The sequence below is a fragment of the Halotalea alkalilenta DSM 17697 genome (assembly GCF_000621205.1).
GTDB classification, from domain to species: domain Bacteria; phylum Pseudomonadota; class Gammaproteobacteria; order Pseudomonadales; family Halomonadaceae; genus Halotalea; species Halotalea alkalilenta.
Genome location: NZ_KK211226.1, coordinates 96,001 through 120,104, shown reverse-complemented (window position 1 = coordinate 120,104; position 24,104 = coordinate 96,001). Strand labels below are relative to the sequence as shown.

Genomic DNA, 24,104 nt, shown 5'->3' with positions numbered 1-24,104 from the left:
CCTCCATGGTGTCGAGCTATCTTCGCGACGAACTCCGCGCGTCGCAGTGGCAGCGCGAATACGTGCTCGCTCCCTATGCTCGTGACGACTTCGCCCTGATCGAAGCCTACCGGGTTCGCAGGCGTCGTGACGGCAGCCTCGACGGCGTCGAGTGGGTCGGGATCGCCGACGTCGGTGATGAATCCGACGCCCTCGATCGCCGGCTGGCCGAACTGGCGGCTCGCCAGGGCGACGGTGAACGCCTGCGCCTGGACGGCGAAGGCGGTCGGGAGGCGCTCGAGGCGCTGCTCGCAAGCCAACGCTTCTATCTCCACAATGTCGATGGCCTCGCGCTGCGCATGGGCGAAATCCGCGCGGTGCGCTTCGACTGGCGGGCGCTGGCCGGGCGTGCGCCGCGCTACCGGCTGGCCTGGCTCGCCGTCGATCCCGCGCAGGGATTCGAGCGGCTGCTGGCGCTTGCGCCGCCGCACTATCTGGATCTCGGCCATGGCCTGGTGGGGCCGCTCGACACCGGATTGCCGGTCGAGCTGGCGGTTCGCGCCGCCGCCCAGGCGCCGCTCGACGTCGATGCCGCCGAGCGGCTACGCGCGGAGCTCGTCCAGTGGTCTCCGGCACCGCCGCCGCCGCTGACCGCCGCAATGGAGGATGCCTTCGCGCCGGTGCCTCGCCTGACCCTTGGCAGCCTCCGCGAGCGCGTGTTCCAACCGCGCAGCGGACGCATGACTTTGCGTCAGCGCCACCGCGCCGCGCTGGCCTTCGACTATGGCGGCACCCTGGCGTTCGGCGAGACCCCGAAGGCGCTGGTGGTCGAGCGCGACCAGCGGCGCTGGCAGGTGACCCGGCGCTTCGAGACCGAGCGCGCGGCGCAGCGCGAGCTCGCCGCCTGGGGGCTCAAGCGTGCCGCCCGGCGTAGCGATGCGCTGAGTTCCGCAAGTGGCGATGCGTTCGAGATGAACGGCGAGCGGGGCTGGCTCAAGTTCGTCCGCGAGGCGCTGCCCAAGCTCCGTGACAGCGGCTGGGAGGTGGTGATCCAGCCCGACTTCGCCTTCGATCTGACCCCGATAGACGCTTGGTTTTTCGATTTCGACCCCGAGGCCGCCCACTTCGATGTGGCCTTCGGTGTCCGCGCGGGCGGTTACCGTATCGATCTGCGCGCGGCGCTGGCACGGGCGATCCTGCGTGCACCGCAGCGTTTCTCGCCGCAGACCCTCGCCGCCGGTGGCGAGGAAGCGGCGCTGGTGCTGGAGCTGCCAGCGGAGGCCGAGCGCCCGGCGCTGCGCTTGGCGCTGCCCCATGCACGGCTCGAAGCGCTGCTGAGCGCCTTCGAGGAGCTGCGATTCGACCCCGCCGCCTTCGCCGAGGGCGAGCCGCTGCGCTGGTCGCGGCTGGAGCTTGCGCGACTCGCCCCCTTCGCCTCCGATGCCTACGAATGGCCGGCCAAGGTATCGCTCGATGCCCTGGGCTCACTGGATGCAGTGCCGCTCGACCAGCCGCCGCGAGGACTCCAGGCGACGCTGCGAGGCTATCAGCGCGAGGGATTGGCCTGGCTACGCGGGCTCGATCGCATCCACGCTGGAGGCCTGCTGGCCGACGACATGGGGCTTGGCAAGACGCTCCAGGTGATTGCCTTCCTGCTCGGCGAATTCGAGGCCGAGCGTCTCGACCGCCCGGCGCTGGTGATCGCGCCGACCAGCCTGCTGGCCAACTGGGAGGACGAGCTGGCGCGTTTCGCCCCGGCCCTCGCGGTGCTGACCCTGCATGGAGGCGGGCGCCGTGCCATGCACCAGGAGATCGATCGCCATCAGGTGGTGCTCACCTCCTACCCGCTGCTCGCCCGCGACGTCGAGCTGCTCGAGCAGCGCTCCTGGCGGGTGCTGGTGTGCGATGAGGCGCAGATGTTGAAAAACCCCTCCAGTCGCACTGCGCTCGCGGCCCGGCGGCTGAAGGCCGACCTGCGGCTTTGCCTGAGCGGGACCCCGGTGGAGAACCACCTCGGTGAGCTATGGTCGCAGTTCGAACTATTGATGCCCGGCTGGCTCGACGATGCCAGCGGATTCACCCGCCGCTATCGACAGCCGATCGAAGGCCGTGGCGATCGAGCCCGGCTCGAACTGCTGCTCGCGCGGCTGCGCCCTTACCTGCTGCGTCGGACCAAGGAAGAGGTCGCCGCCGACCTGCCCGGCAAGAGCGAAATCGTGGTTCGCGTCGAGCTCGAAGGGCGCCAGCGCGAGCGCTACGAAGAGGTTCGCCGCAGCATGCTGGCGCGGGTCGAAGAAGCGGTCGCCGCACGCGGCCTGGGCGGCAGCCGGATGGTGGTGCTCGAAGCGCTGCTGCGGCTGCGCCAAGTGAGCTGCGACGCCCGGCTGCTCGAACCGAAGGCGGAGCGAGGGCTGCGTCCGGTCACGGTCGGCGGCGACTCGGCCAAGCTGGTGACCCTGCTCGAGATGCTGGCCCCGATGCTCGAGGCCGGGCGCCGGGTGCTGCTGTTCTCCCAGTTCACCTCGGTGCTCGCCCTGATCCAGCGCGAACTCGAACGGCGCGGCTGGCGCTACCTGCTGCTGACCGGCGAATCGCGCGACCGCCGCGAGCCGGTGCGCGCCTTCCAGGCCGGTGAAGCGCCGCTGTTCCTGATCAGCCTCAAGGCCGGCGGCGCCGGGCTCAACCTGACCGCCGCTGATACGGTGATCCACTTCGATCCATGGTGGAACCCCGCGGTGGAGAACCAAGCGATCGACCGCGCCCACCGCATTGGCCAGGACAAACCGGTATTCGTCTACCGGCTGATCGCACGCGGCACCGTCGAAGAGCGCATCCAATCGATCCAGCGGCGCAAGGCAGCGCTCAGCGATACCCTGCTCGAAGGCGAACGCGGCCTCGACTGGTCGTTCGACCACACCACCCTGCACCAACTGTTCGCCCCGCTCGACTGAGGTTGCCCCTACCTCGGCGTCCCGCCCAGGTCCCTCGACAGGCGTCCCCCGCTGTCCCGCTCGCCCGAAGGCCCATTGAGCGGGACGCCGCTCGGGACGAACGGGAGGGGGAGTGGCGCCAAGACCCGATACCCCCCACCCCGTTCGCACCACAGCCGTTCATGGTGGGCCAGCATCCGTTCGTGGAGAGCCGGCGCGGGTGCCATATCCGCTCATAGCGAGCCAGCGAGGGTGCCATATCCGCTCGTGGTGAGCCGGCGAGGGCGCCATATCCGTTCGTGGTGGGCCGGCGAGGGTGCCTTGTCCGCTCGTGGTGGGTCGGCGAGGGTGCCTTGTCCGCTCGTGGTGAGCCGGCGAGGGTGCCTTGTCCGCTCGTGGTGAGCCGGCGAGGGCGCCTTGTCCGCTCGTGGTCAGCCGGCGAGGGCGCTTTATCCGCTCGTGGTGAGCCGGCGCGGGTGCCATATCCGCTCATAGCGAGCCAGCGAGGGTGCCATATCCGCTCGTAGCGAGCCGGCGAGGGTGCCTTGTCCGCTCGTGGTGAGCCGGCGAGGGCGCCATATCCGTTCGCGGTGAGCCGGCGAGGGTGCCTTGTCTGCTCGTGGTGGGCCGGCGAGGGCGCTTTGTCCGCTCGTGGTGAGCCGGCGAGGAACGAGCCGAGTCGAACCACGGCCCACTCCCAAGGCCAGGCCCTCATATCCTTTCGTAGCGAGCCAGCGAGCCAGCGAGCCAGCGAGGCTCCTTCGACTCGCTACGCTCGTTCGGCACAGGGGGAGGAGCGGTCGAAGATGACCAATCGCGAAAGCAGCGCCACGCTCAGCCCCAGCATCAGCCAATTGATCCCGCTCCAGCCGATCGTGCCGATGCCGACACCGGCCGCGGCACTACCGATGAGGGCGGCGAGGGCGTTGGCCAGTTCCATCGCGCCCTGGGCGCGGCCGCGCTCCTCTGCGGCGTGACTCTGGGCGAGCAGTGCGGTGCCGCTGACCAGCAGCAGGTTCCAGCCCAGGCCGAGCGCCAGCGAGCTGAGCAGGAAGGTGGTGAATCCCTCCCCGCTGAGTGCGATCGTCGCGCTCGCCGCCAGCACCAGGGCGCCGGCCAGTGCCATGTACCTGGCACTGAATCGATCGACCAAGGGGCCTGCGAAGAACGCCGGCAGGAACATCCCGATCACATGCCATTGGATCACCGTCGCGGACGAATCGAGAGGATGGTGGACCGCATGCATCGCCAGCGGGGTCGCGTTCATGACCAGGATCATCAGCCCTTGAGCGGACGCGGTGACCAGCAGCGCCAGGCGAATGTCGCGGCGCGCCAGCAGCGCGCGTAGCGGCGTCGGTGTCCCTTGCGTCGCGGGCGGCGGGGCCGGGACGTGCAGGCCTGAGAGTATGACCAGCGCCAGTACGGCGAGCAGCCCGATCAATAAATAGGCGCCGAGGTAGGGGACGCTCAGCGCATCGCGCCCGTGCACCACAAGGCTCGGGGCGATCAGCGCGGCGCAGAGGCCGCCGCCGAGGACCAGGGCGATCGCGCGGCCGCGCTTGGCCGGGGCGACCACTTCCAGCGCGCAGTGGCGATAGAACATCGCCGAGGCCTGATAGACGCCAAGGGCGAGGGTTCCGGCGCAGAACAGCCAGAACTGGCGCTCGAGCAGTGCCCAGGCGCAGATCATCGCCCCAGTGAGCCCCGCCAGCGCCCCGAGGCGCAGGCCGAAGCCGCGCCCGCGACGCTGCATCAGGTTGGAGAGCGGCTGGGTGGCGAGCAGCCCGCCGAGCACCTGCAGCGCCAGCGGCAGGGTGGCGAGGCGTTGCCAGGGAGAGAGTTCCAGTCCCACCAGTCCGGTCAGGGTGATCCCGGCGATCGATGCGCTCCAGAACAGCGCCTGGAGGCAGAAGAGTCTCAGCAGTACCGGGGTCATCCGTTCTCTCCTGCGGTGAAACGGGCTCGATAGGCGCTCGGTGAGACCGCCAGATGCTTGTGGAACAACCGCCGCAGGGTCTCGGCGTGCTTGATCCCGGTCAGCCGCGCGACGGTGTCGATGCCGACCTGGCCGTCGTCGAGCAGGCCGCGCGCGGTATCGACCCTTAGCCGTTCGACATAGCGCCCCGGCGGCATGCCGAGCTCGCTGACGAACATCCTCGAGAGGCTGCGCGGCGTGGTGCAGGCGCGCTCGGCCAAGCGCTCCAGGCATAGATCCTGGTCGAGATGCATGGCGATCCACTCGAGCAGCGCGCCGAGCTTTTCGCTGCGCGCGTCTGGAACCAGCAGTGCGCTGAACTGCGCCTGCCCGCCGGGACGGCGGACGAACATCACCAGTCGGCGTGCCACGGCGAGTGAGAGGCTGCGGCCGAGATCGGCTTCGATCAGCGCCAGAGCAAGATCGATTCCGGCAGTGACGCCCGCGGAGGTGAACAGGTGCGGATCGCCGTCGCGGCCCGTGGCATCGAAGGTGTGCAGCCGGTCTCCATCGACCGAGACCCGCGGATGACGGCTGGCAAGTCGCGAGGCATCGGCCCAGTGGGTGGTGGCGAGACGACCGTCGAGCAGGCCGGTGGCGGCGAGCAGCAGCGCCCCCGAGCATACCGAGCCGAGCCGGCGTACCTGCGGCTCGGCCCGGCGCAGCCAGTCGGTCAGTGCGGGATCGTCGAGCAGCGCCTCGACTCCTTCCCCGCCGGGCACCAGCAGGGTGTCGAGCGAGGCCGGTGAGCAGTCGGTATAGGGCTGGTCCGGGACCAGGCGGATACCAGCGGAGCTCTCGATCACGCCCGGCCCGGTGCCGAGCAGGCGGATGGCATAGGCGGGCTCGGCCGCGCGCCGGCCGAGTTCCACGTTGGCCGAGGCGAACGCCTGCAGCGGGCCGCAGACGTCGAGGCTCATCACCTTGGGGTAGAGCAGGCTGGCAACGGTGCGGATGGGCGGCGGGCTGGTCATCGTGGCATCTCGATGGGGAAGATGCCTCGAGTGTGCGACCGTGGCGCGGCGTCCACAATGACACCGACCCCACGGATTCGGACGATTCGGCCAGGGCGTGCCGATGGGGCCCTAGGGGCGCTTGGCGCGCCGGGCGAGGATCAAGGCAACGACCAGGACGATCAGGATGCTCGCTGTCGCCATGATCAGGATCACCGTCGGGCCGGCGGCGCGCCAGAAGGCGATCGCTTCCGGGTCCGCCTCACGCGCGGCGAGCGCTTGAGGTGAGCAGGCGAGCCAGGCCAGTGCCAGCAGTGGCAAGGAGGCGAGACGTGACATGAGGACTCCAGTAGTAGAGCGGCGCGGTGAGGATCAGCGCCGACGCTCGAGGCGCTCGACGCCGTTGGTGCGGCCGAGCAGCAGCAGGTCCGCGCCGCGATGGGCGAAAATGCCGTTGCAGACCACCCCGACGATATCGTTGATCCGGCTCTCCATCGCCTTGGGCTGCGGGATAGGGAAGTCGTAGAGATCGAGGATCTGGTTGCCGTTGTCGGTCACCACACCCTCACGGTAGATCGGCGAGGCACCCAGCGCCACCAACTCGCGGGCGACGTACGAGCGCGCCATCGGGATCACCTCGATCGGCAGCGGATACTGGCCGAGCTGGGGCACCCACTTGCTTTCATCGGCGATGCAGATGAAGCGGTCGGCGCAGGCGGCGACGATCTTCTCGCGGGTCAGCGCCGCGCCGCCGCCCTTGATCATCGCAAGCTCGTGGTCGATCTCGTCGGCGCCGTCGACATAGAACGGGATGCGCCCGACGCTGTTGAGCTCGAGCACCTCGATGCCGTGGTCGCGCAGCTGCTTGGCGCTGACCTCCGAGCTCGCCACCGCACCGAGGAAACGATCGCGCAGCGGCGCAAGGGCGTCGATGAACAGGCTCGTGGTGGAGCCGGTGCCGATGCCGATGACGGTATCGCGCTCGAGGAGCGGGGTGATTTCATCGAGGGCGGCCTGTGCGACGGCACGCTTGAGTTCATCCTGGCGGCTAGCGCCGGAGGGGGATGCAGGCATGGCTTGGCTCCGCGGTCGCCGCCTTGCGGCGACGTCGAGTAGGGTGGCGAACCCGGAGATTATAGGCCGCCCGCCCGGGGGAAGCGAAACCGTGGCGCCCTTATCGACTCGCTGACCGCGCGCGCCGATGGGCGAGCGTCGCTGCCTCGCTTGGTACTGGACGCGTCGACGCGCGCCTGATACCAATGGCGGACTGAGCCGCTTCGTTTCGCCCCGCAGGGCGAGGTTTGCATTTCGCCGCGGCACCTTAATCAACCACCGAACGATGCCTTCGCCGTCGCCATAGTCTTTTCGAGCCAAGCGACGCGTCCGCTGTCTGGACCTGGAACATGCCTGACACCTCGATGCTCGAGTCGTACGTCAAGAAGATCCTCACCGCGAGGGTCTACGAGGCGGCGATCGAAACTCCGCTCTCTCCCGCCCCCTTCCTCTCCGAACGATTGGGCAACCGCGTGCTGATCAAGCGCGAGGACCTGCAGCCGGTGTTCTCGTTCAAGATTCGCGGCGCCTACAACCGCATGACCTTTCTCAGCGAGGAGCAGCGCGCCAAGGGCGTGATTACCGCCTCGGCCGGCAACCATGCCCAGGGCGTGGCGCTGGCGGCGCGTCAGATGGGGGTCAAGGCGGTGATCGTGATGCCGAGGATCACGCCAGAGATCAAGGTCGCCGCGGTGCGGGCGCGGGGCGCGGAGGTGGTGCTCGAGGGGGATGCGTTCAACGCCGCGCTCGACCACGCGCTCGAGCTCCAGCGCGAGTTCGGCTACACCTACCTGGCGCCGTTCGACGACCCCGACGTGATCGCGGGCCAGGGAACCGTGGCGATGGAGCTTCTGCGCCAGCACCAGGGGCCGATCGATGCGGTGTTCGTGCCGGTTGGCGGCGGCGGGCTGATCGCCGGGATGGCCGCCTACATCAAGTACCTGCGCCCGGAGATCAAGGTGATCGGGGTCGAGCCGGAGGACGCCGCCTGCCTCAAGGCCGCGATGGACGCGGGGGAGCCGGTGACCCTGACGAGCGTCGGCCTGTTCGCCGAAGGGGTGGCGGTGGCGCGGATCGGCGAAGCGCCGTTCGCACTGCTCAAGGATCTGGTCGACGAGGTGATCACGGTGACCACCGACGAGGTTTGCGCGGCGGTCAAGGACATCTTCGAAGACACCCGCGGGCTCGCCGAAGCCTCTGGTGCCGTGTCGCTGGCGGGGCTGAAAAAGTACGCCAAGCGTCCCGGTGTCTCGGGGCGCACGCTGGTATGCGTCAACTCCGGTGCCAACACCAACTTCGACCGGCTCCAGCACATCGCCGAGCGCGCCCAGCTCGGCGAGCAGCGCGAGGCGATCATCGCGGTGACCATTCCCGAACGCCCGGGCAGCTTCAAGCAGTTCTGCCAGAACATCGGCGCGCGGATGGTGACCGAGTTCAACTATCGCTACGCCGATGCCCAGGCGGCGCGGATCTTCGTCGGCATCCAGGTCGTCCCCGGCGGCGAGGACCGGCGTCGTGCCATCGCCCGGCTAGAAGAGGCGGGCTACCCGGTGGAGGATCTTTCCGACAACGAACTGGCCAAGCTGCACATCCGCCATCTCGGCGGCGGCAGGCCACCGGTCGGTGACCGCCAAGGGGTGGAGGAGGCGCTCTATCGATTCGAGTTTCCCGAACGTCCCGGCGCGCTGATGAACTTCCTCAGCCACCTGCCGGAGAGCTGGAACATCTCACTGTTCCACTACCGCAACCACGGCGCCGCCTACGGCCGGGTGCTGGTCGGCATGCAGGTACCCAGCGCCGAGCTCGAAGGGCTCGAGAGCCACCTCGACGAAATCGGCTACCGCTACTGGAAAGAGAGCGACAACCCCGCCTACAGGCTGTTTCTGGCTTGAAATGGGGTTCGGTGCTAATGGATCGGGCCATTGGCTGCGGCGAATGGCCCGACGCGCTGAGCCGCAGTCACCCGCATCGAGGTGACGCGCTGGCGGGAAAGCCGTTCAGCGATGGCGGTGCGGCTACTTTGCGTTCAATCCCGATGTATTCAATGATATCCAGTGAGTCTTCACGAAAGGCGGCAATGGTTCCCTTTCGTGGATCAAGCTGAGCGCTAGTTCAATGCAGTCCGCAACCGCTGCTCTATCTGCGTCTGCCGCAGCAGCGCTGCCGGTTGTTGGCGCAGGCCCCACGGTACTGGATCCAGGTGCCGGCGCTGTTCTTCTGGATATGGGTTTTCTGGACGAGGCTATAGGGGGCTGCCAATGGCACGGTTGATCGGGGAGCGCATGGAAAGCATGAGCCTCTCAACGTTTTTTCCGGGATCGGAGGAAAAGCCTTGTTTTGATCACTAGAGTCACGATCAGGATCATATCCAGCAGGATGAAGAAAATCATTGCGCTTAGGGCCAATGCTTTCTGATCATCCTGGGTGAAAAAATGCCATGCGAGGAAATAGGTAATCATGAACAGAAATGGAAGTGAGAAAAGCAGGAGCCATAAAGGCGCCTCCCTGCCGACCCGCTCGGCTCGTTGTGGCAATCGTTGCCGAGGATAGGGGGAAAGAGGCAGATTTTTGACCAATCGGCGGTGGATGAAGTAGAAAATCATGACGATCAGGCCTCCCAGGAAAAGTCCGAAGAAATAATGTCCGGTACTAAATGCAGGAAAGATGACAAAAAATTGGATACCAAAGGCAGAGGAATAGAGCGCCAGCAGCTTGCTCTTTATCTTTTCGGTGACGATATAGCCACGATCTCTAAACTTACCATGATAGATAATGGTGCCATCTTCTTTGGTTTCAAAAAAAATATTCCCGAGTCCTCTCGAGCGCATTGGTCTATTCCTCCTGTTCGAGACGCTTATGGTGTGGAAAAATACGAACCACTCAATGTTTTGTCTGGATCTTATGAAAAGTCTTATTTTGATCTCCGAGGTCATATTCATAGAGAGCGCAGTCATACTGGGGTGGCCCTCTATTTTTTATCGCCTTGGACAAAAAGCCAGGTGTAGTAATGAAAAAAGATAAGGAATAAGAATGCGAGAAACCAATAGTGTGTACGGGCGTTTTCCTCTCTTAGCCAAGTGATTTTCAGTGCAATACTATTTATTATTTTATCTGTCGACGTTTCTGTATGTATTCGAAAAGGTGCTTTATCTTGACGACCAAGCACAAGACCGCCCATGCATTGAGTATGAGCAGGAATATCATGCTTACGAATGCTAAAAGCTTGTGATCCTCTTGGTTAAAGAAATGATTTGTGAAAACATACAAGAGTAGGAGTAAGAAAGGGAAAAAAAGGAAATACCAAATAGGCATATTTTCTGCGATGCGATCGACTCTCTGAGGGAAGCGCTGGCGCGGATAAGGAGATATTGGGAGGTCTTTCACTAGTTTCCCATGGACATAGTAAAAGATCGCTACGACCACGGTGGCGATGGAGAGTCCCAGCAGATAATTTCCGGTGGAGAAAATAGGGAAGATGACGAAGAGCTGGGTAGTGAATATGAAGGCGAAGAGCCTCTTGATTTTCCTTTTGATCTCTTCGGTAACGATGTAGCCAGGGCCACGGAACTGGCCATGGTATATGATGACGCCATCTTCCTTGCGTTCGAAAAACGCATATCCGTACCCGTCCAAACGCATTGTCCTAATCCTCTAGCTTGTTTCTCTTATCCTTTCCCTTTTTCGTCGCTTGGCCGTTGCTAGTCGCTTCGCTGACTGCTTCGTGCCTCGATCCGCTCATTCTTCCTCTACCAGATTTTCACCGTTAAACAATGCCTTGGTAGCCTAAATTCGCCCTCGACCGGGGTGAAAAAGAAAATCCGTCTCCGGCCTCGCCGCAAGGAATGCGGTAGAGGCTAAGCGCACGGATCAATGTGAAGGCCGGCGCTGCTAGCAGTATAGCCGGGGGAGAAAAGCCTTTTCTTAGACAAATCTTAATGATATTCACTTGCATTTGAGTCTGTGTCGTATTAACTCTATGTCAGTTAGCCTTTTCGTGCTGACTTATTATAAATCTCCCGGCGCCACCTATTTTTGTGGTTGACCCAAGTCGTTTAGATCGTGCCTTGCTTAAAAAGAAAATCATTCGAGGTGAACGATGACGATGCAAACAGCTTCTGCGATGACCGTCTGGGGATATTATACTCCTCCAACGCAACCGAATTATGCTGGCGGCGGGTTCACAATGGCCGGTGTACACTTCAGCAGTGGCAGTGGGCCCACGGTGCCTACTTACTATATTTATAATTTGATCGGTCAAAACAATGACTATTACTATGAAAACTATGAGGATGAGTCCAGGCATTATGTTGATCCTGAAAGCAAGAAAGGAACAGGTGATGCTCTGTTCAATCATTTGATCCCTGAGGTAAGCAAGCTGCCAAAGTATATGGGTGAGCTGTTCAGCTCCGTTCTTACGGAGGGGCAGTTTTCCGCACTGAAGGGGGGCGCGCTAAAGAACAATGTCATTACACCAGATTAATGACAAACCCCTTTCGGACCCAGCGACACTTTCGATCCTGGCGAGTCGAGAACCGTTTTCGCTCTAACGAGCCTATCGCTCGTTTAGATGCGAGGGGCGGACCCCTCGCGCTCCCCCTGATGGGGATGCGCCGCCACAAGATCGCGAAACCCTGGCCGGCAATCGCTTGCCCTCGGGTCGGCGCGCATGGACGTCCCTGTCCGGGCGCGCCTTTTGCGACATCCATGTCGCAAACCCCGGTGCAATCGATTGCCGGCCAGCGCGCTCTTGGAGGCGGCTGGAAGCCATCGTGGCATCTTCAAATACTTTGTCAGCGGTCTGTTACACAGGGCATGTTGAGCTGGGGCAGCTTGAACTCGGAGATCACCGCGGACCAGAACCGGGAGCCGGGTTTCATCAACTGGGAGATCGGCGAAGGCAACCTATTCTTCTGATCGTTCGGTACCGCAGAGCGACGGCTCGGCCAAGCGGCTGGTTGCCGTGCCGCCGGGTAAGGAGAGCGACAACCCCGCCTACAGGCTGTTTCTGGCTTGAATCGCTGCGTGGCGTTTCACGTGAAACACCACGCAGCGATATGCGTGATCGTGGGCGCTGCCCGCCGGGGCGGTGTCCCTTGCGGGCAAAGGCGTCAAATGGGGGCGTTTTACCTCGTTACTCCTGAGATTGACATCGCCCCACGGGCAGTATCCTCACTTCTCAAGACCATGATCGCGCCATCGCTCGGAAGGTGAGTCTTCCCGCCGGACCCTCCTTTTCGGGGCTGTCTCCAGCCCATTGAGCCGCTTCGGCGCTTTTCTCGACTAGAAGGCGGGCGAAGACAGCCAGTGGGGCTTAGCCATGACGACCTTTTTCATCTTCCTGACCGTATCCGCCGGGATCCTGGCGATCTCGAGCATCGTGGCGTTGATGTGCGGACAGTGCCTGAAAGGCATGAAGAGCGGTGAGGGTGAGGACATCTGAACCGCCTGTTGATTAGCGCGCGCGCGGCCCGAGGCCCCGCGCGCGCAAGGCTTGAGGACGACGCTCAGCCGTTTTCGACGCCCCAGCGGGTGCTCTCGCCGCCGAGGAAGGGAAACAGTTCGATATCACCGTGGCCGACCCGCTCGGGATAGCGCGTCTCGCGCTTGACCAGGGTGATCTCGCCCTGGTTGATCGGCAGGCCGTAGAAGCGCGGGCCGTTGAGCGAGCAGAACGCCTCGAAATGCTCGAGCGCGTTCTCTTCCTCGAATACCTCTGCATAGACGCCGAGTGCGGCGGATGCGTTGAACACCCCAGCGCAGCCGCAGGCGCTCTCTTTGGCGTGGCGCGGATGCGGGGCTGAATCGGTGCCGAGGAAGACCCGCTCGAAGCCGCTCGCCACCAGCTGGCGCAGGGCCTGCTGGTGAACGTTGCGCTTCAGGATCGGCAGGCAGTAGAGATGCGGCCGGATGCCGCCGACCAGCATGTCGTTGCGGTTGTGGCGCAAATGCTGGGGAGTGATCGTCGCGCCGAGGTAGTCGTTGCCCTCACGCAGGTAGTCCGCGGCATCCTTGGTGGTGATGTGCTCCATCACGATCTTCAACTCGGGAAAGTCTCGGCGCACGCCATCGAGCACCCGCTCGATGAACGCCGCCTCGCGATCGAAGATGTCGACGGTGGGATCGGTGACTTCGCCATGCACCAGCATCGGCATGCCGATGCGCTGCATGGTCTCGAGCAGCGGGCGAATCTTGCTCACGTCGCTGACGCCGTGGCTCGAGTTGGTGGTGGCATGGGCGGGATAGAGCTTGGCGGCGGTGAACACGCCCTCGCGGTGCCCGCGCTCGAGCTCGGCGGGGTCGAGTCCATCGGTGAGGTAGCAGGTGAGCAGCGGGGCGAAGTCATCGCCTGTTGGGATCGCCGCCTCGATGCGCTTTTTGTAGGCGACGGCTGCCTCGATGCTGGTGACCGGTGGGACCAGATTGGGCATCACGATGGCCCGCGCGAAGTGGGCGCTGGTACTGGGTACCACCGTCTCGAGCATCATCTCGTCACGAAAGTGAAGGTGCCAATCGTCGGGGCGGCGCAGGGTCAAGCGGGAGGGTTCGGCGGAGGCTGTCATGGCGGTCGCAAGGCTCGGACTTGTTGGGATGGAAGGCGCTAGCGACACCGGACATGACGGCTGTCGCGCCCGGTATCGGATGGCACAGCATAACGTATCGCCCGGGCAGCGTCAGAAGGTGCACGGAAGGCGCGCAGTAGATGCTTTTCCCGTTGCCACACGTCCCGCATGGTCATAATATTCTTGCGTCGCGGAAGCCGACCGATACCCGATGCCAGACGCTTTAGCAGTTCGAAGGCGGGGGCGCAGGACGAGCGTCCACTGCCGCGGCGTCATGTAGCCGGTCAGGTGTTTCGAATTCGCGGAGCAGAGATGAGACGACGCAAGCCCGATTTAGTGTTGACCCTGGTCCTGGTATTCGGCATCGGCATGGTAGCGACGAGCTACGCGCAGACGCTGATCAACTCCTGACCAGCAGCGAGCGACACCAGATCGACCCCGAACGGGCCGGTGGCTTAGCCACCGGCCCGTTCGGCGTTTCGGTCGTCATTTCTAGCCGTTTTTGGCTTCATTCGATGGCTTGGCACTACCCTTCCCGCATCGCTCACTACCGCGTCGAGGGGTACGTCCCAGGGGGCCACCGGCAGCCGCTCGACCTCTTGAAGCGCATGGGCGATGCCATAGAGTCTCGGGCGCCGACCCACATTACGGCGCACGAAGCCGAGGCTGCGATCGTAGAATCCCCCTCCCATGCCGAGCCGCTCGCCCCGCGCGTCGAACCCGACCAGCGGCAGCAGCACTGCGCCCAGTGCCCAGGCGGGCAGCCGCCTGGCGGGATGGGCCGAGGCGCGGGTCTGGGGTTCGGGAATATTGAAGCGATTGGGCGCCAGGCGGGTACGTGGGGTGAGTCGTACGAACCACAGCCGGTTCTCGACCAACGGGCGCAGCACTGGCAGGTAGATACGCACGCCGCGCCGGGCGAGCAGCGCAATCAACGGGGTCGGATCGATCTCCCCGTCGCTTGGCAGGTAGAGCGCGAGATGACGAACATGACGAAGCCGGGGCTCGGCGAGCAGCCGACGAGCCAGCCGGCGCGCGGCGATGCGCTGGGCCTGGGTGCCGAGGCTGCGGCGGCGAGCGCGCAGGCGCTGCCTGAGCAGGCGACGATCGGCATCGAACGGCAGCGGCGCGAGTACCGGAGCGTGGTCCGCGACGAGTGGCAAAGGGGACGGGGTGAAGAGAAAAGAGGCGGTGAAGGGGCGCCGGGCACGCCGGGAGTGGCGTGAAAGCATGTAGAGAGTTCTCCAGAGTGCCGCTGTTGTTCTGGCCCTGAACCTACCGGTTCAGGTGGGTGGCTGCAGGAAGGGCTTTAGGCGTTCCGACGCACGGACATGCACACGGCCCCTCACTAGCATAATGCCCCCAGGTACTACACATAGGCTCGAGGGACTTCGACAACTGGCGAACACCCCAGAGAACGCGCCCAGTGTAACAGATGCTAGGCGCGGCGACAGTGCAGGCTCAGCGCTCGGCAAGGCGAACCTTGGCCAAGGCGGTATCGATCCGCTGGCCGAGCCGGGACGCCTGCTCCTCGAGCTCGCCGCGGGTTTCGAGCGCCTGCAGCAATTCATGGGTGATGTTCAATGCGGTCATCAGCGCGACTTTTTCATCGCTCATGCCGCCTGCGCGCTGCTTGACCCCGGCCAAGGCTTTGTCGAGATAGCGCGCCGCGCGCTGCAGCCCCTCGGCCTCGCCCTTGGCGCAGCGAAAGGTGTAGGACTGGCCGAGCAGGGTGATCTCGACGGTGCTGCGGGGGGAGTCGCTCATACTCTGCTCCTGGGGACCTGATTCGCTATGCGGCGACGCTCGGATTGGCGCCGCCGAATCGCTCACTGTGCTCGGGACGATGACCATGGTACGCATCGGCGATCCCAGCGATGCGGCTACCTCGGGCGGTGGCGCGATGAGGAGACGCCGTGCCGCTCGGCGGGTACCATGCACGTCGGGCGCCGTGGCCTGCCTTCTTGGCGCCCACTATAACAGTCTGCCGATAAACGTCACGAACCGGGCCATGCGGTATCGCGGCGTTGTCCGGCATTGGATTCTCGACGCCGCCGGGTTATCGGGCGGCGTCCCATGCAAGCCACGAGGACGCGATGAGCGACGACCTGCGTGCGGGCGATACCGCGATCGATTTCGCGACGATCGCCGATCTGTTCTTGAGCTACGGCTCGCTGGCCTCCCCGGCCTTTCTCGACGGTCGGATGAGCGCCAGGCTGGCGCTTGGGGAGAACGACGGGGTCGAGGCCAGCGAGCGCTGGCTGGCCGAGGTCTGCCAGGTGCTCGGCGTCGAGTCGCCGCGCGATCGCGACGACGCTGGGCTGCTGCTCGGCTGGCGCGCTCGTGCCAAGGCGCGGCTGGCGGACGAGGAGATGAGCTTCGAGCCGCTGCTTCCCGATGAGCTCTTCACCCTCACCGAGCGTGCCGAGGGGCTCAAGGCGTGGTGCCAGGGGTTCAGCGAGGCGCTCGACGATCATGGCATCGACGAGCGCTGGTCGGCACCGCTGCGCGAGGCGCTCGACGACCTGCGCGGCATCGGCGAGCTCGATCTCGACGAGGGCGTGAAGGATGATGGCGAGAGCGAGGCCGACCTGCTGGCGCTGGCCGAGCACGCCCGGGTCGCGGCGATCCTGCTCTATCTCGAGTGCCACCCAGGCAATCCACGGGTCGAGGGTGTCGACGACGACGGTGTGCCGCCGCGGCTGCACTGAACCAATCTGCAAGGAGCGAAGACGCGATGCAGCGAGTCGATGTCGCGATCATCGGTGGTGGTCTGGTCGGGGCGAGCCTCGCCTGCGCGCTGGCGGGGCTTACCGAGCGTCACCGGTTGCGTATCGCGGTGATCGAGGCGACACCGCTTTCGGCCGAGGGCGTGCGCTACCAGCCAAGCTTCGATGAGCGATCGAGCGCGCTCTCCTATGGCTCGCGGCTGCACTTCGAGCGCCTCGGGCTCTGGCACGATGCCGCTTCAATGCCTGGGCTCGCCCGGGAGGCGGCGGCGATCGAGCGGATCCACATCGCCGAGCGCGGACGTTTCGGTGCGGTGCGCCTCGACCACGCCGAGATGAAGGTCGAAGCGCTCGGCTATGTGGTGCCCAATGCCTGGATGGGCGAAGTGCTGATGCGGCGCCTGGAGCGGCTTTCGATCGATTGGCGCTGCCCCGCGCAGGTGGTGATGGTTGAGTCGTGTCCCGGTGGTCATCGGCTGACCCTCGATGACGGCGCGGTGCTGGAAGCGGGGCTCACCGTCCTGGCCGACGGCGGCAGATCGCCGCTGAAGGCGCGTCTCGGCATCGCAAGCCGAGTGCATGACTATGGCCAGCATGCGCTGATCGGCAATCTCGAGCTCGGTCGTGACCACATGGGTATCGCCTACGAACGCTTCGACCCGCGCGGACCGATGGCGCTGCTGCCGCTGCGCGGTCGGCGCATGGCGCTGGTGTGGACGCTCGCTCCGCAGGCGCTCGAGCGGATGCTCGAACTCGACGACCGGGCTTTCCTCGCCGAGGTGCAGGCGTTCTTCGGCGATCGTCTCGGCCGCTTCCAGCGCATCGGTGCGCGCCGCCATTATCCGCTGCGGCTGGTCCAGGCCTGCGAGCAGGTACGGCCGCACCTGGCGGTGCTCGGCAACGCCGCCCATTCGCTGCATCCGGTGGCGGGCCAAGGGTTCAACCTTGCCCTGCGCGGCGTGCTCGACCTGCGCGATGCGCTCGAGGTCGCGCTGGAGTCCGGCCGAACGGTGGGGGAGACGGCGACGATGATGGATTTCGAATCGCGCCGGCGGCGCGACAGGGATGTGATGGTCCAAGCCAGCCACCGGCTGGTGGAGCTGTTCGGCATCGGCAATCCGATGCTTTCCCATCTGCGCGCGGCCGGGCTGGTCGGGCTCAACCTCGCCTCGCCGCTGCGCCGTGCGCTGACCCGGCGAGCGATGGGGTTGGAGCGTTGAGCCCGAGTTCAGCACGATCACTGCAACGACCAGGAGGGTAGGAGGATGAGTCGATACGATGTGGCGATCGCCGGTGGCGGCATGATCGGCGCCACGCTTGCCGCGCTGCTCGACGATGCGGGCCTGCGGGTGGCGCTGATCGATGCGGGCACGCTCGAGTCGCGCTGGGCGCCGGCGCGCATCGACGCCCGGGTCAGTGCGATCACCAGCGCGTCGAAGGCGCTGTTCGCCTCCCTCGGGCTTTGGTCATCGATCGAAGCGCGGCGGGTCAGCCCTTACGTTGCGATGGAAGTGTGGGATCAGGAGGGCAGCGGCGAGATCCGCTTCGACGCCAGCGACGTCGGTGCCGCGACCTTGGGCCACATCGTCGAGAACGGCGCGATCCTCGACAGCCTCCTTGCCCACTTGCGCGAGTCTAGCCGGGTCACCCTGCTGAGCGAGCGTAGAGTGGTCGAACTCAGCCCGCCGAAAACCAGCGCTCCTGGTGTAAGTGAGCGCACGCTCACTATGGACGACGGAGAGACCCTGGACGCCAGCTTGGTGATCGGCGCCGACGGTAGCCATTCGCCGCTGCGCGCGCTGGTCAGGATCGCGGCGTCCGAGCGGCCCACCGGCCAGCGCGCGATCGTCGCCAGCGTCCGTCATCTCGAGCCGCACCGGCGCACCGCGCGGCAGTGCTTCCTGCCCAGCGGCCCGCTCGCCTTCCTGCCGCTCGCCTTCGGCGCGGACGACCAGCACTGGTCGTCGATCGTATGGTCCGCCGACGAAGCGCGGGCCCAGGAGCTGCTCGCCCTCGACGACGAGTCGTTCGCCGTGGCGCTTGGTGGTGCCTTCCAGCAGCGCTTGGGCGCGATCGAGTCGGTCACCCAGCGTATCGACTTCCCGCTGGTCCAGCGCCACGCCGAGCGCTACGTGGCGCCGAGCTTCGCTCTGGTCGGTGACGCCGCCCACAGCCTCCATCCGCTCGCCGGCCAGGGCGCCAACCTTGGGCTGATGGATGTCGCGGTGCTGGCCGAAGAGCTGGCTCGCGCGGCCCGGCGGGGCGCTCCGCTGGGCGACCCGCGCGTGCTGGCGCGCTATGCGCGCCGGCGCCGGCTCGACAATGCCGCCATGCTGCGGTTGATGGACGCCTTCCGAATCGGCTTCGGTAGCCGCCAGCCGCTGATTCGCCTGGTCCGCAACCTGGGACTGACCAGGGTCGATCGCTGCCGGCCGCTGAAGCGCCTGTTGATTCGCCAGGCGCTGGGTGAGCGCTTCGACCTGCCGAACCGCATCGATCGCCACCTCGACATCGCCTGAGCGCTGCCGGCGATAGCGCTTCTCCGCCGGGCCCGGCCCGGCTATTCGTCGTTCGCGGCGGCGGGCGCGGAGGCGGGCGCGGAGGCGGGCGCGGAGGCCTCGCGGGCCTGACGCCCTCGCTCGACCACTTTCAGCGCCTTGAGCAGATTGGTCGCCTCGTGCAGCTGGTAATCGGTGGCGGTGGGGTCGTCCTGTGCGCCTTCCTGGTCGCCCTCGGGCACCGCTTGTTCAGGGCGGGGTGCCGCATTCTCCAAGTGGCGCTCGAGATCCGTCTCGCGCAGCAGCTGCTGGGCCGCTTCGCTGGTGATCCGTGCGGGCGCGACCTCGACATCGGGAACGATGCCCTCGGCCTGGATCGAGCGGCCGTCCGGGGTGTAGTAGAGCGCGGTGGTGAGCTTCAGCGCGCCGCCGTTGTCGAGCGGCAGCACGGTCTGTACCGACCCCTTGCCGAAGCTGTCGGTGCCCATGATCACCGCGCGGTGATGGTCCTGCAGGGCACCAGCGACGATCTCCGCCGCCGAGGCGGTGCCGCTGTTGATCAGTACTACTATCGGCAGCTCCGGCGCCATCGGGTCGCCGTTGGCCTCGAAGCGGGACTCGCTGCCCTCGATCCGGCCTTCGGTGTAGACCACCAGGCCCGAGGGGATGAACACGCTGCCGACGTCCACCGCGGCATTGAGCACCCCACCTGGATTGTTGCGCAGATCGAGCACCAGCCCTTCGACCGGGCGTTCATCGTTGAGGCTCTGGATCGCCTTGCGCAGGTCCTCGCCGGTGCGGACCTGGAACTGGCTGATCCGCACGTAACCGATATCGCCGGCGAGGCGCCGCGAGGTCACGCTATTGGCGCGAATGCTGGCGCGTTCCAGCTCGACGATGAGCGGCTCGCTCTCGCCCTCGCGGCCTATGCCTAAGGTGATCGGGCTGCCGATCTCGCCGCGCATCTTGCCGACCGCCTCTTCGAGGCTCATGCCGTCGGTGGAGGTCCCGTCGATCGACAGGATCAGGTCGTGGGGCTTGAGTCCTGCCCGGGCGGCGGGGGTATCGTCGATCGGTGAGATCACCGCGGGCCGACCCTGTTCGAGGCCGACCTCGATGCCGATACCGCCGAATTCCCCTTCGGTGGCTTCGCGCAGGTCGCTGAGCTGCTCGGCGTCGAGGTAGCTTGAGTGCGGGTCGAGCTCGGCGAGCATGCCGCGGATCGCCCCGTGCAGCAGCGTCTGGTCGTCGACCTCGTCGACGTAGCCACGCTTGATCCGCTCGAATGCCTCGGCGAAGGCGCGGATGTCCGCAAGCGGCATCTCACCGCTTACCGGCGCATCTTCGGGCCGTTCGGCCGCAGGGACTTGCGGCGTTGGGGCCGGCTGCTGTGCCTGGACGCCGGTGAACATCAGCGCCAGTGCGGTGCCTGCGAGAGAGCGCTTGAGCAAGGTGGAAGCGGGCATGAAATCTCCTTGGCATACCTTGGCAATAGGGCCGTTCACGGCCCGAAGGCGCGCGTTGGATCAGTGACGATTCGATCTAGCGGGAGGCGGAGAGCCAGCCGGTCGGATTGACCGGCTTGCCACCGCGGCGCACCTCGAAGTAAAGCGCTGGGCTCGAGCGCCCGCCGGTGTCGCCGACGGTGCCGAGTACGGTGCCGCGCTCGACCCGGTCGCCGACTTCGACCGAGTTGCGCTGGTTGTGCGCGTAGACGGTGAGGGTACCGCCGTGGTCGACGATCACCAGGTAGCCGAAGCCGTTGAGCCAATCGGCGAACACCACCTGGCCCGCACGGATGGCGTGAATCGGCGTGCCCTCAGCGGCCTGGATCACCACGCCATTGCGGCTCAGCCCCTCGCCCTCACCGTAGTTCGAAACCAGCCGGCCATCGATCGGCCAGCGCCCGCTCCAGGCGCTCCCGGCGCGCAGTCGAGGTTCGTTCTGCGCACTTGGCGCGGGCGGCGGTGGAGGTGGTGCGCTCTGCGCTGGTGCCCGGCTCGCCAGCGTGCCGGGGGCCTCTGCGTTCATCTCTTCCTCGGTCAGCTGCGAGCCGCTCGGTGGCGGGGCGGGCTGTCGATCCTGCGGCGTCGGTCGATCCTGAGACTGCTGCGGCTGCGGCTGCGGCTGCGGCTGCTGAGACTGCTGCTGCGTGCGCCGGGCGAGTTCCTCGGTGGCGCGGGCGCGTTCATCGCGCTGCTGCGCGAGCCGTGCCTGCTCGGCCTGGCGCTCGCGTTCAGCCGCCTGACGCGCCAGTTCGGCCTGGCGGGCCTGTTCGGCTTGGCGCGCGCGCTCAGCGGCCGCCCGCTCGGCCGCGGCGCGGGCCGCGGCCACTTCACGCTCGATCCGCGCCAGGGTCTCCTCGGCGTCGCGGCGCTGTTCGCCGAGATCGGTGAGCCTCGCCTGGTCGTTGGCATAGCTGGCATCGAGCCGGGCGAGGGCGCTTTCACGCTCGCTCTGCTGGCTGGCGAGGTGCTGTTCCCGGCTGCGCTGCTCCTCGATCAAGCGCTCCAGGGTCTGGTGCTGTCGGCTCGCCTCTGCGCGGTTGGCGTTGATCTCCCGATCGAGCCGGGCCAGGGTCTCGAGCCGTTCTCGCCGGGCGCCTTCGATGGCGTTGAGGTAGCGCTGGTAGCGCTCCAGCTGAGTCGGGTCGCGCTGTTCGAGCAGCAGCTTGAGCTCCGGCTGGGCGCCGAGGCGATAGAGCGCATCGAGCTGGGCCGCGAGAGCGGCCTTCTGCGCTGCGCTTTCTTCGCGCAGCTCGCCGAGGCGCTGGTCGAGCTGGGCCAGGGTGTCGCTCGCGCTCTGGCGCTGCTCGCCGAGCGTGGCGAGCTGGGCATGGGTCTGCGCGAGCGCCTGCTCGGCCTGGCGTAGCGCACTGCGAGCCTCGTCGCGCTGGCTTTCGGTACTGCGCAGCCGTGCCTGCATCGAGGCGATATCGGCGTTGATCTCACGCAGCCGCTGCGGCGAGACGTCGACATCGGCGGCCTGCAGTGGCGCAGCCAGGGTGGCCACCAGCGCCAGCGCTGCAAGCGATGCCAGCTTCACCGTCGTGCTGCCTGGGCCTGGCCTGGGGAGCCGCGAATTCGGGATACCGCTGCCTTCAACAATCGTCATAGGGTCCGCCGTCGGACATGGGCAATACTCCGTGGCGCGGCCCGGAAAGCGGGGCGCCGGAGGCGGCGTGCGCCGGGGAATCATACCGTAGCGGGCCAGACGGCGTCAGCCGAACGCGTCACGGCCGGCCTGCGATGCGGGTGCCAGCTGGTCCGGGGATTGGGCGCCCTGGCCGGCAACGCAGTCGGTGGCTAAACGATACCCCGCCCTAGTGTATACTGGCCCGCGCTTCGGGCACGTTTCCTCCGTGCCGTCGCGCTTTCGCTTTGGAAGTGCGTTGGGTGGAGGGAGGCGTGCTCCGTCATTCGCCCGCGCGATGGCGACCCGGACAGCTGGCAGGGTCGCCTTCCCGAACGCACCGAGACGTTTGAGAGTCCGCCATCCCCATGATCGAACAGCTTTTCGAATTCGCCTCGCGCCACCCCTTGCTGGTCGGCGGCTTCCTCGCCGTCCTGCTGGTATGGATCCTTTACGAAGTCCGCCGCAGCAGTGCCAATGTGGTGAGTTCCAGTGAAGCGACCCGCCTGATCAATCGCGAAGACGCCATCGTCATCGACCTGCGCGAGCCGAAGGAGTTCAAGGCCGGGCATATTTCCGGGGCTCGCAACATCCCCGATGCCCGGCTGGAGTCCCGGCTCAGCGAGCTCGACAAGTTCAAGGACAAACCGGTGATCCTGGTCTGCAAGACCGGCCAGAGCTCCGCCGCCGCCGCGGCCAAGCTGGATAAAGCGGGTTTCACCCGTGTGACCCGGCTACGCGGCGGAATCAGCCAATGGCAGGCCGACGACCTGCCGACCGTGACCAAGTGATGCGCAGCCGCAGCCCTGGCGGCTGCGCTCGCAGGCCCTGACCTCTTTCATCGCCATCATCGACCCCGGGAGTCTTCCATGACCCAGCAGAACGCCCAGAGCAACGACGTGCAGTTCGCGCTGCAGCGCATCTACGTCAAGGACATTTCGTTCGAAGCGCCGAATTCACCGAGCCTCTTCCAGCAGCCGTTCAAGCCGAAGGTCAAGCTCGACGTGGACAACGGCTTCACCAAGGTCGCCGACAACGTCTACGAGGTGGTGGTGCACGTCACCGCGCAGGTGTTCAACGGCGAAGAGCAGGCCACCGCCTTCCTCGCCGAAGTGCAGCAGGCCGGCCTTTTCACCATCTCGGGCCTTCCCGAGACGCAGCTCGACCACACCCTCAACGCCTTCTGCCCGAACATCCTTTTCCCCTACGCCCGCGAGTGCATCGACAACCTGGTCAACCGTGGCAGCTTCCCGACCCTGATGCTGGCACCGGTCAACTTCGATGCCCTCTACGCGCAGAAGCAGCAGAAGCAGAAAGCCGACGCCTGATCCTCGATGCGCATCCACCTCGATCTCGATCTGACCGAACGCCTCGGCGAACGCTTGGCGCTACCCGAGGCGCAGGCCCGCCACGTTGGACTGGTGATGCGCGCACGCGTAGGGCAGCGGCTGGGCCTCTTCGATGGACGTGGTCACGAGGTCGAAGCGCAAATCGAGCGCGCCGACCGTAAAGTGGTCGAGGTCAGCGTGCTCGAATCGCGCCAGGCACGCCCTGAGTCGCCGCTGGCGGTGCATCTCGGGCAGGTAGTGTCGAAGGGCGAGCGGATGGAGTTCGCGATCCAGAAGTCGGTCGAGCTCGGCGTCGCCGCGATCACGCCGCTTTACAGCGAGCACGGCGATGTCCGGCTCAAGGGCGAGCGCGAGGCGAAGAAGCTCGCCCATTGGCAGGCGGTCGCGGTCAGCGCCTGCGAGCAGTGCGGGCGCGCCTGGGTTCCCGAGGTCCATCCACCGCGTGCGCTCGGCGATTGGCTCGCCGAGCGCAGCGAGGAGCTGCGCCTGATTCTCCATCCCGGCGAGGCCTCGCGCGCGCTGGATGGCCCCGCACCCAGCGACGCCGCGCTGCTGATCGGCCCCGAAGGCGGCTTCAGCGCCACCGAGGTCGACATCGCGCGCAGCCATGGCTTCGACGCCCTCGCGCTCGGCCCGCGGATCCTGCGCACCGAGACCGCCCCCATCGTCGCCCTGACCCTGCTCCAGCACCTCTACGGCGATCTCTGAGTCTCGCTGGCGGGAATGCGAAACCCTGCCATGGTTTTCCAGTCAGCGGCTTCGGTGCCGAGGGCGGTCCCTTGATTCCATCGTGCATGTCCCTCGATCCCTCGACTGGCGCCCCCGATTGCCGAGCGGGTGCTCGACCTTGGCGCGTATGGGCGCCGCTCGGGACGAACGGGTTTGTCGACCGCTCGTGTCCTTCGGCTCGCTTCGCTCGCTCAGGATGCTCGGATAGCCGGCGAGG

General features: G+C 65.9%; 21 protein-coding genes and 1 other RNA gene. 11 read left to right on the top strand and 11 right to left on the bottom strand.

Going from position 1 to position 24,104, the window contains the following annotated elements; genetic code table 11:
* The first annotated feature begins 5 nt into the window (after nt 1-5).
* Nucleotides 6-2,930: a DEAD/DEAH box helicase gene (locus Q376_RS22150; RefSeq protein WP_081803492.1), complete on the top strand. Its 2,925-nt coding sequence runs from the start codon at nt 6-8 to the stop codon at nt 2,928-2,930.
* A gap of 748 nt (nt 2,931-3,678) precedes the next feature.
* On the opposite strand, the gene Q376_RS22145 is transcribed toward Q376_RS22150, so the two are convergent.
* From Q376_RS22145 to rpiA, 4 genes are all read right to left on the bottom strand, one after another.
* Nucleotides 3,679-4,845 carry an MFS transporter gene (locus tag Q376_RS22145; RefSeq protein WP_043447231.1) on the bottom strand — a complete coding sequence of 389 codons (1,167 nt, stop codon included), beginning with the start codon at nt 4,843-4,845 and terminating at the stop codon, nt 3,679-3,681.
* Entirely contained in the window at nt 4,842-5,858 is a 1,017-nt protein-coding gene (locus tag Q376_RS0109760) for a GlxA family transcriptional regulator (RefSeq protein ID WP_027350152.1), read from the bottom strand. The genes Q376_RS22145 and Q376_RS0109760 overlap by 4 nt, the downstream gene beginning before the upstream one ends.
* Nucleotides 5,859-5,969: 111 nt before the next feature.
* Nucleotides 5,970-6,176, bottom strand: a complete 207-nt coding sequence (locus Q376_RS0109755) for a hypothetical protein (protein ID WP_027350151.1) — start codon at nt 6,174-6,176, stop codon at nt 5,970-5,972.
* Nucleotides 6,177-6,209: 33 nt separating this feature from the next.
* On the bottom strand, nt 6,210-6,911 hold the full coding sequence (gene rpiA / locus Q376_RS0109750; RefSeq protein ID WP_027350150.1) for a ribose-5-phosphate isomerase RpiA: 702 nt from the start codon (nt 6,909-6,911) through the stop codon (nt 6,210-6,212).
* Nucleotides 6,912-7,240: 329 nt separating this feature from the next.
* Here rpiA and ilvA point away from each other — a divergent pair, with 329 nt between their 5' ends.
* On the top strand, nt 7,241-8,782 hold the full coding sequence (gene ilvA, locus Q376_RS0109745) for a threonine ammonia-lyase, biosynthetic (protein WP_081803491.1): 1,542 nt from the start codon (nt 7,241-7,243) through the stop codon (nt 8,780-8,782).
* 408 nt (nt 8,783-9,190) lie between these two features.
* Here the strand turns inward: ilvA and Q376_RS0109740 are convergent, their stop codons facing one another.
* On the bottom strand, nt 9,191-9,718 hold the full coding sequence (locus tag Q376_RS0109740) for a hypothetical protein (protein ID WP_027350148.1): 528 nt from the start codon (nt 9,716-9,718) through the stop codon (nt 9,191-9,193).
* 565 nt (nt 9,719-10,283) lie between these two features.
* On the opposite strand from Q376_RS0109740, the gene Q376_RS25060 reads away from it, so the two are divergent.
* The 3 genes from Q376_RS25060 to Q376_RS25535 all read left to right on the top strand — a co-directional run bounded on the left by Q376_RS25060 (nt 10,284) and on the right by Q376_RS25535 (nt 12,330).
* On the top strand, nt 10,284-10,592 hold the full coding sequence (locus Q376_RS25060; protein ID WP_162177903.1) for a hypothetical protein: 309 nt from the start codon (nt 10,284-10,286) through the stop codon (nt 10,590-10,592).
* A gap of 394 nt (nt 10,593-10,986) precedes the next feature.
* Nucleotides 10,987-11,370, top strand: a complete 384-nt coding sequence (locus Q376_RS24795; RefSeq protein WP_155834271.1) for a hypothetical protein — start codon at nt 10,987-10,989, stop codon at nt 11,368-11,370.
* An 837-nt stretch (nt 11,371-12,207) separates the two neighbouring features.
* Nucleotides 12,208-12,330: a hypothetical protein gene (locus tag Q376_RS25535; protein WP_281173355.1), complete on the top strand. Its 123-nt coding sequence runs from the start codon at nt 12,208-12,210 to the stop codon at nt 12,328-12,330.
* Nucleotides 12,331-12,394: 64 nt separating this feature from the next.
* Here Q376_RS25535 and pyrC read toward each other — a convergent pair whose 3' ends face one another.
* The 4 genes from pyrC to Q376_RS0109705 form a co-directional block, all read right to left on the bottom strand.
* Complete coding sequence (gene pyrC / locus Q376_RS0109720; protein ID WP_043447227.1) at nt 12,395-13,450, bottom strand: dihydroorotase; 1,056 nt, start codon at nt 13,448-13,450, stop codon at nt 12,395-12,397.
* A 455-nt stretch (nt 13,451-13,905) separates the two neighbouring features.
* Nucleotides 13,906-14,682, bottom strand: a complete 777-nt coding sequence (locus tag Q376_RS22140; protein WP_081803490.1) for a 5-formyltetrahydrofolate cyclo-ligase — start codon at nt 14,680-14,682, stop codon at nt 13,906-13,908.
* Between the two features lie 5 nt (nt 14,683-14,687).
* Nucleotides 14,688-14,870: non-coding RNA, 6S RNA (ssrS, locus tag Q376_RS24330), on the bottom strand.
* A gap of 41 nt (nt 14,871-14,911) precedes the next feature.
* The gene (locus tag Q376_RS0109705) at nt 14,912-15,217 is read right to left on the bottom strand and encodes a cell division protein ZapA (RefSeq protein ID WP_027350145.1); all 306 of its coding nucleotides are present in this window, start codon (nt 15,215-15,217) and stop codon (nt 14,912-14,914) included.
* A 329-nt stretch (nt 15,218-15,546) separates the two neighbouring features.
* Between Q376_RS0109705 and Q376_RS0109700 the strand changes: the two genes are divergently transcribed.
* The 3 genes from Q376_RS0109700 to Q376_RS0109690 are packed head-to-tail and all read left to right on the top strand — an operon-like array spanning nt 15,547 to nt 18,698.
* Nucleotides 15,547-16,161 carry a UPF0149 family protein gene (locus Q376_RS0109700; RefSeq protein WP_052365114.1) on the top strand — a complete coding sequence of 205 codons (615 nt, stop codon included), beginning with the start codon at nt 15,547-15,549 and terminating at the stop codon, nt 16,159-16,161.
* 26 nt (nt 16,162-16,187) lie between these two features.
* Entirely contained in the window at nt 16,188-17,399 is a 1,212-nt protein-coding gene (ubiH, locus tag Q376_RS0109695; RefSeq protein ID WP_027350143.1) for a 2-octaprenyl-6-methoxyphenyl hydroxylase, read from the top strand.
* 45 nt (nt 17,400-17,444) lie between these two features.
* Nucleotides 17,445-18,698 (top strand): UbiH/UbiF/VisC/COQ6 family ubiquinone biosynthesis hydroxylase, encoded by a 1,254-nt coding sequence (locus Q376_RS0109690; RefSeq protein ID WP_027350142.1) that lies wholly within the window; start codon nt 17,445-17,447, stop codon nt 18,696-18,698.
* Between the two features lie 41 nt (nt 18,699-18,739).
* Here Q376_RS0109690 and Q376_RS22135 read toward each other — a convergent pair whose 3' ends face one another.
* Both Q376_RS22135 and Q376_RS24010 read right to left on the bottom strand, forming a co-directional pair.
* Nucleotides 18,740-20,143, bottom strand: coding sequence for a S41 family peptidase (locus Q376_RS22135; RefSeq protein ID WP_081803489.1), 1,404 nt, complete (start codon nt 20,141-20,143; stop codon nt 18,740-18,742).
* A 76-nt stretch (nt 20,144-20,219) separates the two neighbouring features.
* A complete protein-coding gene (locus Q376_RS24010; protein WP_027350141.1) occupies nt 20,220-21,722 on the bottom strand; it encodes a murein hydrolase activator EnvC family protein in 1,503 nt (500 codons plus the stop codon).
* 455 nt (nt 21,723-22,177) lie between these two features.
* On the opposite strand from Q376_RS24010, the gene Q376_RS0109675 reads away from it, so the two are divergent.
* From Q376_RS0109675 to Q376_RS0109665, 3 genes are all read left to right on the top strand, one after another.
* On the top strand, nt 22,178-22,600 hold the full coding sequence (locus Q376_RS0109675) for a rhodanese-like domain-containing protein (protein WP_027350140.1): 423 nt from the start codon (nt 22,178-22,180) through the stop codon (nt 22,598-22,600).
* Nucleotides 22,601-22,678: 78 nt separating this feature from the next.
* Nucleotides 22,679-23,137 carry a protein-export chaperone SecB gene (secB, locus tag Q376_RS0109670; RefSeq protein WP_027350139.1) on the top strand — a complete coding sequence of 153 codons (459 nt, stop codon included), beginning with the start codon at nt 22,679-22,681 and terminating at the stop codon, nt 23,135-23,137.
* Between the two features lie 6 nt (nt 23,138-23,143).
* Entirely contained in the window at nt 23,144-23,866 is a 723-nt protein-coding gene (locus tag Q376_RS0109665; RefSeq protein WP_027350138.1) for a 16S rRNA (uracil(1498)-N(3))-methyltransferase, read from the top strand.
* The last annotated feature ends 238 nt before the right edge of the window (nt 23,867-24,104 follow it).

Excerpts from the sequence above, each read along its gene's own strand:
- Q376_RS25060 (WP_162177903.1), top strand. The coding sequence starts at position 10,284 with ATGGACATAGTAAAAGATCGCTACGACCACGGTGGCGATGGAGAGTCC.
- Q376_RS0109690 (WP_027350142.1), top strand. The coding sequence starts at position 17,445 with ATGAGTCGATACGATGTGGCGATCGCCGGTGGCGGCATGATCGGCGCC.
- Q376_RS24795 (WP_155834271.1), top strand. The coding sequence starts at position 10,987 with ATGACGATGCAAACAGCTTCTGCGATGACCGTCTGGGGATATTATACT.
- ilvA (WP_081803491.1), top strand. The coding sequence starts at position 7,241 with ATGCCTGACACCTCGATGCTCGAGTCGTACGTCAAGAAGATCCTCACC.
- pyrC (WP_043447227.1), bottom strand. The coding sequence starts at position 13,450 with ATGACAGCCTCCGCCGAACCCTCCCGCTTGACCCTGCGCCGCCCCGAC.
- rpiA (WP_027350150.1), bottom strand. The coding sequence starts at position 6,911 with ATGCCTGCATCCCCCTCCGGCGCTAGCCGCCAGGATGAACTCAAGCGT.
- Q376_RS0109700 (WP_052365114.1), top strand. The coding sequence starts at position 15,547 with ATGAGCGACGACCTGCGTGCGGGCGATACCGCGATCGATTTCGCGACG.
- Q376_RS0109675 (WP_027350140.1), top strand. The coding sequence starts at position 22,178 with ATGATCGAACAGCTTTTCGAATTCGCCTCGCGCCACCCCTTGCTGGTC.
- Q376_RS0109755 (WP_027350151.1), bottom strand. The coding sequence starts at position 6,176 with ATGTCACGTCTCGCCTCCTTGCCACTGCTGGCACTGGCCTGGCTCGCC.
- Q376_RS22145 (WP_043447231.1), bottom strand. The coding sequence starts at position 4,845 with ATGACCCCGGTACTGCTGAGACTCTTCTGCCTCCAGGCGCTGTTCTGG.
- ubiH (WP_027350143.1), top strand. The coding sequence starts at position 16,188 with ATGCAGCGAGTCGATGTCGCGATCATCGGTGGTGGTCTGGTCGGGGCG.
- Q376_RS22135 (WP_081803489.1), bottom strand. The coding sequence starts at position 20,143 with ATGCCCGCTTCCACCTTGCTCAAGCGCTCTCTCGCAGGCACCGCACTG.
- secB (WP_027350139.1), top strand. The coding sequence starts at position 22,679 with ATGACCCAGCAGAACGCCCAGAGCAACGACGTGCAGTTCGCGCTGCAG.
- Q376_RS25535 (WP_281173355.1), top strand. The coding sequence starts at position 12,208 with ATGACGACCTTTTTCATCTTCCTGACCGTATCCGCCGGGATCCTGGCG.
- Q376_RS0109760 (WP_027350152.1), bottom strand. The coding sequence starts at position 5,858 with ATGACCAGCCCGCCGCCCATCCGCACCGTTGCCAGCCTGCTCTACCCC.
- Q376_RS0109740 (WP_027350148.1), bottom strand. The coding sequence starts at position 9,718 with ATGCGCTCGAGAGGACTCGGGAATATTTTTTTTGAAACCAAAGAAGAT.
- Q376_RS22150 (WP_081803492.1), top strand. The coding sequence starts at position 6 with ATGGTGTCGAGCTATCTTCGCGACGAACTCCGCGCGTCGCAGTGGCAG.
- Q376_RS22140 (WP_081803490.1), bottom strand. The coding sequence starts at position 14,682 with ATGCTTTCACGCCACTCCCGGCGTGCCCGGCGCCCCTTCACCGCCTCT.
- Q376_RS0109665 (WP_027350138.1), top strand. The coding sequence starts at position 23,144 with ATGCGCATCCACCTCGATCTCGATCTGACCGAACGCCTCGGCGAACGC.
- Q376_RS0109705 (WP_027350145.1), bottom strand. The coding sequence starts at position 15,217 with ATGAGCGACTCCCCCCGCAGCACCGTCGAGATCACCCTGCTCGGCCAG.